Source organism: Winogradskyella epiphytica (assembly GCF_003217215.1).
Lineage (GTDB): Bacteria > Bacteroidota > Bacteroidia > Flavobacteriales > Flavobacteriaceae > Winogradskyella > Winogradskyella epiphytica.
This window is the reverse complement of record NZ_QJTD01000002.1, coordinates 260,166-271,838: the sequence shown is the minus strand read 5'-3', so window position 1 is coordinate 271,838 and position 11,673 is coordinate 260,166. Positions and strand designations below refer to the sequence as shown.

Here is an 11,673-nt window from a genome sequence, read left to right as displayed (position 1 = left end):
CATGAAGAAACTAGTTTTATTAACTTTACTTATTAGCCTTTCTGCAGTATCATTTGTTACTGGACAGACAAAACAATCTCAAGAGGAAATGTTTCAGGCCACTTATAACAATTCTAAATCTTTAGTGATTTCAAAGCAATTTCAATTTATTTCTGAAGCGGTTTTTAATGATGAAAAACGACAACTTGTAGATGGTAAGACAAATAGGTTAAAATTTAATAAGGCGAAAGTTTCAGGAAAATTGGCGTCTTTTAGTTCTTTTGACAAAACAGTTAATTTAGATGGAAGACTTAAAAACTATAAAAGTTCTTTTAATGATGCTAAGTATGAAATCCTAATCTTATTTAATATTGGAACAGATGAATACCAAATAAAAATCAATAAAATTGGTAAAGCTTTTCTATCATTAAACTCAGGTAATAATAATATTACGCAACTAGGCAGGATTGAAAGGATATAAGTTGTATCTTTGTGGTCAGTTTATTGAAAATATACTACACAAATAACTTTAATCCTTAAGTTGTTTTTTTAGATTTTAATACTATTCATTGTTAAGTTAGTTAACTTGTCTGCATTATAAATATTTTCAAAAGCACACATATATAATTAATTTTTAAAACTACGAATGGCTAAATCACAACAGACTTTTAGTAAAAGTGAAAAAGAAAAAAAACGATTAAAAAAACGAGAAGACAAGCGCAAGAAAATGGAAGCGCGTAAGCTCGAAAAAGATGAAAATGGAGCAGGAGGGATTCCTATTGCTTATGTAGATCATAATGGAAATCTAACAGACACGCCACCAGATCCTTCAATGAAGGTAAAGGTTAAGGCCGAGAATATCGAAATTGGAATTCCAAAGAAAGAAGAAGGAGACGAAGAAGAATTTGATCCAATCAGAACCGGAAAAGTATCATTCTATGATAATTCTAAAGGATTTGGATTTATCATCGATTTAGAAACTAACGAAAAGCATTTTACGCACGTTAGTGGTATCATTGACGATATTGCAGAAGATGACAAAGTAACTTTCGAACTAGAGAAAGGACAACGTGGAATGAACGCCGTAAGAGTTAAGCAAGCTTAATTTTTAGTTGTTATAAAATAATAAAGCCATTATCTTAAGATAGTGGCTTTTTTTTATGGAATATATTCTAAGAATTAAAAGTTGCTTCGGAAATCGCAACCTGTCTTATAATTGCTGCAGCCAAAAGCTGTTTTTCCTTTTAGTATTTTACCAGTTTTACATTTCGGACAGGTATCACCAGCTTTGATAGCTCCTTCTTTCTTGGCCACTTTCTTCGGTTCAAATTTTAGTTTGAAAGCCTCATCAAATCGCAGTAATCCTTCTTGTGTCTCACCGTTAATTTTGAAGCCTTTAAGATTCACCGTAGAGCCTTTACTTAGAAGTCGGATGAATTGTTTTTCAGAAATCTTCTTTTCTCCATAAGTAAACGGTAGCGTAAAGTCACACGACTTTCCATACAGATTACAGCCATAAGCAGATTTTCCTTTAATTAGTGAGCCCGATTTACATTTAGGACAAGAACTACCAACCAATTTTTTTGCAGTTTTCCCCTTAGATTTTGATTTTCCTTTGGACTTCTCAACAGGTTTGTTATTTATTGCTGAAATGCGCGTTTCAACCTTTTCACTTCTTACTTCGTACACTAAGGCGTCGACCATGCGTTTCATGCCTTTAATAAAGGTGTTTGCACTAATTTCCCCCTTTTCAATATCTTTTAATTGCTTTTCCCAAGTTCCCGTAAGTTCTGCGGATTTTAAAAGTTCGTTTTGGATAATATCTATCAGTTGTATTCCTGTAACGGTTGGTAAAATCTGCTTTTTATTACGCTTAATATATTTACGTTTAAATAGTGTTTCAATAATATTAGCACGTGTAGAAGGTCTACCAATACCATTTTCCTTCATTAAATCTCTCAACTCATCGTCTTCTACTTGCTTTCCTGCTGTTTCCATGGCACGTAAAAGAGAAGCTTCGGTATATTGATTTGGTGGCTTGGTTTGTTTCTCTAAAAAGGAAGGCTCGTGTGGCCCTTTTTCACCTTTAACAAAGGTGGGTAATAAAGCATCTTCCTTCTTATTTGATTTTTCAGATTCAAAAATAACACGCCAACCCTTAGATAAAATTTCTTTTCCGGTGGTTTTAAAATTAACATCAGAAGCTTTTCCGATTACAGTGGTATTTGAAACTTTACAATCGTCATAAAACACAGCAATAAATCGCTTTACAATTATATCGTAGACTTGTTGCTCATTGTATTGCAAATGCGTTTGCATGCCTGTTGGAATAATGGCGTGGTGATCTGTTACTTTTTTATCGTTAAACACACGAGAAGACTTCTTTATCTTTTTCTCTAAGACTGGAGCCGTCAGAGCTGAATAATCCGTTAGTTTAGATAAAATTCCTTTTACTTTAGGGTAAACATCATTTGGTAAAAATGTGGTATCAACTCTAGGGTAAGTCACCACCTTTTTTTCATATAATTTTTGTGCAATCTTAAGAGTATCGTCTGCTGAGAAACCAAACTTAGTATTGCAATAAACTTGTAATCCCGTTAGGTCAAATAATTTGGGAGCGTATTCTGTACCTTTCTTTTTGGTTATAGAAACAATTTCAAACTCATGTTCTTTAACTTTATTGGCTAAAACCTCGCCATCTTCCATTTTGAGAAAACGCCCTTCTTCATAGCTAAAAAGTGTATCTCTATAAAGCGTTTGCAGTTCCCAATAGGGTTGTGGTACAAAATTTTCAATCTCCTTAAATCGATTAACTAGCATAGCCAAAGTTGGCGTCTGCACTCTTCCTACCGACAAGACCTGCTTATAGCCGCCATGTTTTACGGTATATAATCGTGTAGCATTTATTCCTAAAAGCCAATCGCCAATAGATCTAGAGAAACCAGCATAATACAGGTTGTCGTAATCTTCAGAAGGTTTTAGATTTTGAAAGCCTTCTTTTATAGCTTCAGTAGTTAAAGATGAAATCCATAAGCGTTCAACTTTTCCTTTATAGTTGGCCTTGTTAATTACCCAACGTTGAATTAATTCTCCTTCCTGACCCGCATCACCACAGTTTATAACAACCTCTGCTTTATCAAATAGACTTTTTACAATATTGAATTGTTTTTTTATGCCATCATTATTTGCGACTTTAACCTTAAACTTTTCAGGAAGCATTGGTAAGTTGTTTAAATCCCAACTTTTCCAATACGGTTTATAATCTACAGGTTCATATAATGTACATAAATGACCAAAAGTATAGGTAACTGCATAGCCATTGCCTTCATAGTAGCCATCTCGTTTTGTAGTGGCTCCTAATACTGATGCAATTTCTCTTGCAACACTGGGTTTTTCGGCAATACAGACTTTCAAATTTATTGGTTTTTATAAAGACGCAAAGTACTTAAATTTCTATGTACATGGCAAGAAAAATGACAGTGGTTTCACTGCCGAATTGAACCAATTTAAATTCGAATTTAGAATTATAGGAAGTTATTTATAGTTGTAAGCTAGTATTATTGAATTGTGATTATAGATCTAAAACCAATTTCTGTCCAATCTTCAAAGGAGAATTAGGCTTAATCCCGTTAGCACTACAAATTGCACTTAACGACAAATGATTACGTCTAGAAATATCATACAGTGTATCTCCTTTCTTAACGACATAAACTCTTTGTTGAACTTTTAAACTAGCTAAAGCATCTTCTTCAGATTCTAAAAGATTCACTTTGCTCGCATACCTAGAATTATGAAATCTTGGGTGCGTCCATTTTTGAGTTACCCAAACCTGTTGAGATCTAATGGCGTTTTTAGAAGAAAAATCAAATAAATATTCAGGGTGAATAGATTCACCTTTATAGCTAAGCTCTAAATGTAAATGACTTCCTCTAGAATTTCCAGTATTTCCACCTTTACCTAAGAATTCACCTTTAGCAATAGAATCATTCGCTTTTACTCCAATATGTGATAAATGGGCGTATGTAGATTCTAATCCGTTATAATGTCTAACTACTACGGTATTTCCAAACCCGTTAATATATCTAGCAACTCGTACTATTCCGTCTAAAACGGAAACAACAGTATCTCCAGTTACTAAATCGATATCTATTCCCTTATGAGGACGTCCTCCTCTCCAGCCATAGCGAGAAGTTACAACTTTGGTATGAGGAACAGGCGAAGCATAAGTGCTGTCATCAAAATGTAATTGCAGAGGGAAGTTTTGATTCTTATTTAAATAAGGATTATGCGTGTAGTTATCCCAATATTCTGCTTTTATATCTATAGGTACTTTGGTGGGAGTTGGCGTTTCAACAAGTGGAATTTCTACCGAATTTGCTATAATACCACGATTAAATTTCGCCGTTGGTAATTCTATGGTTAAGGAATTTGAACCTAAGCTGTCCTGAGAATAAATAAATAACGTACTGCTAACAAGTGCAATACACAAAAAAATGTATTTCATATAGGTAAATAAAAATCTAACAACTTTGGAAACGTAAATATATAATTAACATTGTGCACTTAACCCTTACGAATTAAAAGTTGACTCTGGACGTTAAAGTAAGCGCTTTTTATTCAATTTGTATATAATTTTAACAATTGGCAATAACGAAATTATAATTGTAATATGGTTTTAAGAACTTATTATTAACGAGATATGGATGAATTATCCACATTTCGTTTGTAGTTTAAGTGAAGTCGAAAAAGCATCAATTCTGTTGATGCTTTTTTAGTGTCTTAAAGTGTTGTAAATTTGCACCTTCAAATAATAACCCGAAACTATATATATGTCTAATACAACTCAAGCTATTCAAGAGAAAAAAACGGATAAAGAATTATATGACTACCAACAAGGTGCTATAAGCCAAATTTTTGAAAAATTTGAAACTGAACGCGACGATTATCATCTTCTGTATCAGTTGCCTACAGGTGGTGGTAAAACTGTTATTTTCTCGGAAATTGTTCGTCAGTACTTAAAAAATCACAATAAAAAAGTGATTATTATGACGCATAGAGTTGAACTTTGTAGTCAAACCTCTAAGATGTTAACCAGCTTTGGAGTGACTAATAAAGTGGTTAATAGTAAGGCTAATTTAGATGATCAAGGCGATTATTCTTGCTTTGTAGCTATGGTTGAAACCTTAAACAACCGTTTAAATGACGATAAATTAGATATTTCTGATGTCGGATTAGTTATTATTGATGAGGCGCACTACAATTCATTTACTAAGCTTTTCAAATTCTTTGAAAAATCATTTATTCTTGGCGTAACTGCAACGCCTTTAAGTTCAAATAAAGAGTTACCAATGAAGGATAACTACGATGAGCTTATTACAGGTGAGACCATTGAAAATCTTATTGAAAATGAGTTTTTGGCGCGAGCAGAAACTTATGCTTACGATATGAGTTTAACCTCACTAGAAGTAGGTTCTAATGGCGATTATACGGTAAAATCTTCCGAAGATTTATACTCTAGTCCTGCCATGTTACAAAAGCTAATTGATGCCTATAAAAAGCATTCCTTAGGAAAGAAAACATTGATCTTTAATAATGGTATTAATACATCTATTAGTGTGTATTACGCCTTTAGAGAAGCAGGTTTGCCTATTATGCATTTAGACAATACCGCAACTAAAAAACAACGTAAACAAATTTTACAATGGTTTCATGAAACTCCTGATGCGATTCTTACTTCTGTGAGTATTTTAACTACAGGCTTTGATGAGCCAACAATCGATACAATTATCTTAAACAGAGCAACTAAATCTCTGACTTTATATTACCAAATGATTGGTCGTGGTTCTCGTATTTTGAACAACAAAACGAAATTTACCACTATAGATTTAGGAAACAACTTATATAGATTTGGTCCTTGGGGAGCGGATTTAGATTGGCAATTGATTTTTAAATCACCGAATTGGTATGCAGATAGGATTAAGGATGATGTCGCAATTGAGGCTAATTTCAAACATGATTTAGCAGATGAGATTAAAGAGGAATTTTCTAAGTCTGAAGAAACTTATTTCGATATTACTCAAACTTATAAAGATGCAGTAGCTAAAGGAGAATCTTCAAAAGTAGTTTTAGAGCGTTCTATTGAGCAACATGCGAAAATCTGTATAGAAAATAGTGAAGATGTTTATGACGCTTTGGCCTTGGCTAAATTACTTAAAGATGATATCAACCAACGTATAGAAACTTATGCTAAATGTATTAGTAAAAGTACTTATAACTTCTTAAAATGGTTGAAAGATGACTATCAGAAAAAATTAAACACCTATTTAAGGACTAATTTTGATGAAGTTTTCGAGCAGATTCACGGCTATCCGCCAGAAGATTAGAGGATTTTTTAAGACGAAATTATAATGAAAATAAATAGCTCTTCGTCTTAAAATATAGCGTAATTTCGCGCCTCAATTTAAAGCACAAATAATGAAACGCATCAACCAGTACAAAAAACTATTTTCTATAGAAGATTCAATAGTTTTAAAAGACTTAAAGAAATCGTATAGAAACTTAGTTAAAGAATGGCATCCTGATAAATTTCAAGATGGAGATTCTGGTCAAGAGGAAGCGGAAATAAAAAGCCGTGAAATCATTGATGGTTATCATTTTCTTGTAAGCATAGCACCTGAAACTAAAGCAGCAAATCTAGAGGAATATACTAGAACAACATCGGAATCTAACATTTTAGATTTTCAACATAAGGGACAACTTTTAGAAATTACTTTTTTAGACGGAACAACTTATGAATATTTTGGTGTACCAAAGCATGTATTTATTAAGTTTGTTAATTCAGATAAACAAATGCGATTTGCCAGACGAAGTATTTTCAATTCGTATATATACCGAAAGTCTAAGAAAGAACTTCAAGAGGCTTAATTTAGAGTAGGAGTAGTTCCTAATAATTATGAGTAAAGATAATTTGAATACAGAGGACATCTCGATAGATGAGATTGAAAAATGTATTGCTACTTTAGAACGTTTAGTTGCAGATACCAATCAGATTTTTGAAATTCCTAAGGAGAAACGTACCGCTTTATTAAAGGCATCCGGACAATTATCTCGTCCAAGCAGAGAAGAATTTTCTCGTCGAAAAAAAGATGCTAAAAAAGCAGCGAAACGAAAGCAAGCAGCAAAAGATAGAAGTGCTAGAAAAGAGACAGGAATACGTAGTGCGAGAGAGGCACATGTATTTGTTGCGCCTAAACTTTTACCTGAAGCCGATTTAAAAGATAAGGAACTGTTAGAGTTAGAAACGCCACGAAACTGTTATGTATGTAAAACGCTCTTTACCAAATTACACCATTTTTACGATACAATGTGTACCGAATGTGGTGATTTTAACTATGCGAAACGTTTTCAAACAGCAGATGTAAAAGGGCAAGTTGCGGTTATTACCGGGTCGCGATTGAAGATTGGTTATCACATCACATTAATGTTATTGCGCGGGGGAGCAACAGTTATTGCAACAACACGATTTCCTGCAGATTCTGCATTGCGTTTTTCACAGGAAGAGGATTTTACAGAATGGGGACACCGTCTAAAAATTCACGGTTTAGATTTAAGACATATTCCTAGTGTCGAAATTTTCTGTAATTTTATAGAACAACGGTACGAAAAATTAGATATTCTTATCAATAATGCCGCACAAACGGTGAGACGTCCTGCAGGATTTTATAAACATCTTATGCCAAATGAGGAACGACCTATTGAGGAACTTCCAAAATTTGCGCGCGATTTATTAAAAGATCATTCCGAATGTTTATCGGAATTAAAGCATTTAACATCAGGGGCTTCTTCTAATAAAAACATGCCGGTAACTTGGCATGGACCAGAACCTGGAATTGGGTTGAGGGCCTCAGCTAAATTATCACAGATTCCATATAGTTTTGATAATACTTTAGTTCCGCAAGAAGTCTTTCCAGAAGGAAAACTTGATGCCGATTTACAACAAGTCGATTTAAGAAAAACGAATAGTTGGAGATTAAAACTCGGTGAAATTGAAACCACAGAAATGATTGAAGTGCAATTGGTAAACTCGGTTGCACCATTTGTATTATGTAATCGTTTGTCTGAAATGATGAAAAAAGACCATACGGGTCAGAAGCACATTATTAACGTTTCTGCAATGGAAGGGAAGTTTCACTCGTTTTTCAAGGAAGATCGTCATCCACATACCAATATGGCAAAGGCCGCTTTAAATATGTTAACGCATACAGCAGCTGGCGGTTTAGCCAAAGAAGGCATTTTTATGAATGCTGTTGATACAGGTTGGGTTACTGACGAAGATCCAGCAGAATTAGCAAAACGAAAACAAGAATTGCACGATTTTCAACCACCTTTAGATATTGTAGATGGTGCTGCTCGTGTATTAGATCCGCTTTTCGATGGTATTAATTCAGGAAAACATTGGTCAGGTAAATTCTTAAAGGATTATCGTCCTATCAGTTGGTAGTTAAGAAAGAAAACCAAGCCGAATTTGAAATTGAATCGAAGGATTTAATTAAAAGTTCAAACAATCAATTTTGTATTGACAACATTAAGGCTAAAGAAAATTAGTGTCTTTAAGAGTTTTTAGCTGTTAGTTCAAAGTATTTAGATAATTAGTAGCATTCATCACTTAATATATTCGTTAGAATTCTTGAAATTAGTGTCTTTAAGAGTTGGTAGCTGTTAGTTCAAAGTATTTAGTCGATTAGTACAATTCAATACTTAATATGTTTATTAGACTTATAGAAATAAGTGTCTCGATCTCAGTTCAACCAAAACTAATAGATATCTAAAATACATTTAGGCTAAAAAAATTTGTGAAATTAGTGTCTTTAAGAGTTGTTAATTCAACCTATTCAGTCAATTAGTGGCATTCATCACTTAATATATTCGTTAGGATTTTAGAAATTTGTGAAAATTCGAGAAATTAGTGTCTTTAAGAGTCGGTAGCTGTTAGTTCAAAGTATTTAGATAATTAGTAGCATTCATCACTTAGTATATTCGTTAGGATTATTGAAATTTGTGAATATTAGTGAAATTAGTGTCTAAATCCGTATTTCCGTAACTACTCATTAAATGTTCAGAAAACAAATAAGTGAACCCTTAGTAATAATTCATGAAATTAGTCTCTATTTTTCTAATTTAACCAGCATTCAATATATCTTTGCACAATAATTAGGTAAATTTCCTATTAAAATTAAACCTTATAGGTAGTATTTCTGAACAAGAAATGGCCTAATTAAAACAATACAACAGGTCGAATGTTCAAATTTCGCCCTAAATCATTACAATAAAACAATAACATGAAAACATTTTCAGAATTAGGAATTCATAAATCATATATAAAGGGATTAAAAGAACTTAACATTGTTAAACCAACGGAAATACAAGAGATGGTAATTCCCATTCTTCTTGAATCTAAAACAGATTTAATTGGCTTAGCACAAACAGGAACTGGTAAAACTGCCGCTTTCGGTTTACCTGTATTACACGCCATTGACAAAAACTCAGATGATGTTCAGGCTTTAATTATTGCTCCAACACGTGAGTTAGTTCAACAGATTCAAAAACAACTATTTAGATTTACTAAATACATAGACGGAAAGATTTTTTCTGAAGGTGTATATGGCGGCGAAAAAATAGATAAGCAAATAAAAGCTTTGACAAGAACCACACATATTGTCGTGGCAACTCCAGGTCGATTGTTAGATTTAGTAGAACGAGGTGCTGTAGACATATCTAAGGTGAAAATCTTAGTTTTAGATGAAGCCGATGAAATGCTAAGTATGGGCTTTAAGGAAGACCTTAATAAAATTTTGAAATACAATACTAAAAAAAGAAACACGTGGTTGTTTTCGGCGACAATGCCAGAGGAAATCAAGAATATTGTAAAAAATTATATGTCGCCAGATGCCGTTAAAGTAGAAGTCAATAAAAATGCTTTGGTGAATGAGAATATTTCGCATCACTTTGTACATACAACCATAAAGGATAAGTTGAATATGATCATTCGAATTTTGGATAAACGCCAAGATGAAAGAGGCATCATTTTCTGTAGAACAAAAGCAGGAACTAAAACCTTAGCAGAGCAACTTCAAAACGAAGGTTATGCTGTTGGAGCTTTAGAAGGTGATATGCAACAAAAGGACCGTGACAAAGTCATGCGCGCATTTAAAAACGAAAGTTTACAGGTCTTAATTTCAACAGATGTTTCAGCGCGAGGAATTGATGTCAACAACTTAGCGTATGTCTTACACCACCAATTACCAGAACAATTAGATTATTATACACATAGAAGTGGACGAACCGCAAGAGCAGGAAAAACAGGTCAGTCTATCGCATTAATCATTCCTGGTGAAATGCAAAAAGTAATTGATATACAAAATGCACTGGGTATTACTTTTAGAGAAATTTCCATGTAATCTTTAACTAAAAAAAGGAATTTTTTGTTAGTCGAAAGGAACAAGATATAACAAATTTGTATTGTAAAATTATAGATTTTTAGTAATAGGTCTAGAATTATAAGTATCAAATATTCGACTCTTAATAGTACCAAATCTTTATTTTCAATTTTTAGTATTATATTGTTAGCTCATAAAATTTAATTCAAAAACACATTAATGAAATCATTCTCAATAGAAGACATCAACGCCATAATTAACGGTGAGGTTGTAGGTGAAACCAACAAAAAAATAACTGGATTAGAACAAATTCAAAAAGCAACTGAAAATCAGGCTACCTTTATTGGAAATCGAAAATTTGCAGGCTTATGGAAAGATTCGAAAGCGAGTTTAGCTATTGTGAATGATAATATAGATATCGATCCGGGAGAAAATCGAGTCTTTATTAAAGTAAAAAATGCCGATTTAGCGATGGCTAAACTACTCGAGACATTTGCACCTGATAATTTACATTTTGAAGTAGATATTCATCCTTCTGCAACTATTGATAAAACAGCAAAAATCGGTAAAGGAAGTCGAGTAGGAGCGGGTTGCTATATTGGTAAAGACGTAATTATTGGAACTAATGTGACTATTTTTCCTAATGTTACCATTATGGACGACACTACTATAGGTGATGGAACAACGATCTGGTCAGGAACCGTGATCAGAGAACGTACGGTAATTGGAAATCATTGTTTATTTCACACCAATGTGAGCATCGGCGCCGATGGCTTTGGCTATCGACCAAGTGATGATGGTAGAGGTTTAGTTAAAATACCACATATAGGCAATGTAGTTATTGGTAATGGAGTTGAAATCGGAGCGAACTCTTGTGTAGATAGAGGTAAATTCAGCTCAACAATTATCGGTGATGGTTGTAAGATTGACAATTTAGTGCAAATTGCACATAACTGTGTTCTTGGTCGTTCATGTATTATGGCAGGAAGTTCAGGTCTCGCGGGTTCTGTTACTTTAGGAGATGGTGTTATCATAGGAGGAAGTGCATCTATCAAAGATCATACAACCATCCACTCAGGAGCAACTGTTGGAGCTGGATCTGGTGTAATGAACGATGTGCCTGCTGGTAAAACCGTATTAGGATATCCTGCTGTCGACTCTAGAGAAATGCTAAAGCAATGGGTAGCCCTTAGGAAATTAGCCAGACAATAAAACGGCGAATAAAGAATCGGGTTTTATTAGTTGTCACCCTTTAAAT

General features: G+C 33.6%; 9 protein-coding genes. 7 read left to right on the top strand and 2 right to left on the bottom strand.

What is annotated here, in order from left to right; all coding sequences use genetic code 11:
- The first annotated feature begins 1 nt into the window (after window position 1).
- Window positions 2-460 (top strand): hypothetical protein, encoded by a 459-nt coding sequence (locus DFQ11_RS06470; RefSeq protein WP_110475053.1) that lies wholly within the window; start codon window positions 2-4, stop codon window positions 458-460.
- Between the two features lie 165 nt (window positions 461-625).
- Window positions 626-1,084, top strand: coding sequence for a cold-shock protein (locus DFQ11_RS06465; protein ID WP_110475052.1), 459 nt, complete (start codon window positions 626-628; stop codon window positions 1,082-1,084).
- 74 nt (window positions 1,085-1,158) lie between these two features.
- On the opposite strand, the gene DFQ11_RS06460 is transcribed toward DFQ11_RS06465, so the two are convergent.
- Both DFQ11_RS06460 and DFQ11_RS06455 read right to left on the bottom strand, forming a co-directional pair.
- Window positions 1,159-3,393 carry a type IA DNA topoisomerase gene (locus DFQ11_RS06460; protein WP_110475051.1) on the bottom strand — a complete coding sequence of 745 codons (2,235 nt, stop codon included), beginning with the start codon at window positions 3,391-3,393 and terminating at the stop codon, window positions 1,159-1,161.
- 157 nt (window positions 3,394-3,550) lie between these two features.
- Window positions 3,551-4,483, bottom strand: coding sequence for a peptidoglycan DD-metalloendopeptidase family protein (locus DFQ11_RS06455; protein ID WP_110475050.1), 933 nt, complete (start codon window positions 4,481-4,483; stop codon window positions 3,551-3,553).
- 325 nt (window positions 4,484-4,808) lie between these two features.
- Between DFQ11_RS06455 and DFQ11_RS06450 the strand changes: the two genes are divergently transcribed.
- From DFQ11_RS06450 to lpxD, 5 genes are all read left to right on the top strand, one after another.
- Window positions 4,809-6,362, top strand: a complete 1,554-nt coding sequence (locus DFQ11_RS06450; protein WP_110475049.1) for a DEAD/DEAH box helicase — start codon at window positions 4,809-4,811, stop codon at window positions 6,360-6,362.
- 91 nt (window positions 6,363-6,453) lie between these two features.
- The gene (locus DFQ11_RS06445) at window positions 6,454-6,903 is read left to right on the top strand and encodes a KTSC domain-containing protein (protein WP_110475048.1); all 450 of its coding nucleotides are present in this window, start codon (window positions 6,454-6,456) and stop codon (window positions 6,901-6,903) included.
- Window positions 6,904-6,931: 28 nt separating this feature from the next.
- Window positions 6,932-8,479 (top strand): SDR family NAD(P)-dependent oxidoreductase, encoded by a 1,548-nt coding sequence (locus DFQ11_RS06440; protein WP_110475047.1) that lies wholly within the window; start codon window positions 6,932-6,934, stop codon window positions 8,477-8,479.
- Window positions 8,480-9,317: 838 nt separating this feature from the next.
- Entirely contained in the window at window positions 9,318-10,436 is a 1,119-nt protein-coding gene (locus tag DFQ11_RS06435; protein WP_110475046.1) for a DEAD/DEAH box helicase, read from the top strand.
- Between the two features lie 198 nt (window positions 10,437-10,634).
- Window positions 10,635-11,627 carry a UDP-3-O-(3-hydroxymyristoyl)glucosamine N-acyltransferase gene (gene lpxD, locus DFQ11_RS06430; RefSeq protein ID WP_110475045.1) on the top strand — a complete coding sequence of 331 codons (993 nt, stop codon included), beginning with the start codon at window positions 10,635-10,637 and terminating at the stop codon, window positions 11,625-11,627.
- Window positions 11,628-11,673 lie beyond the last annotated feature (46 nt).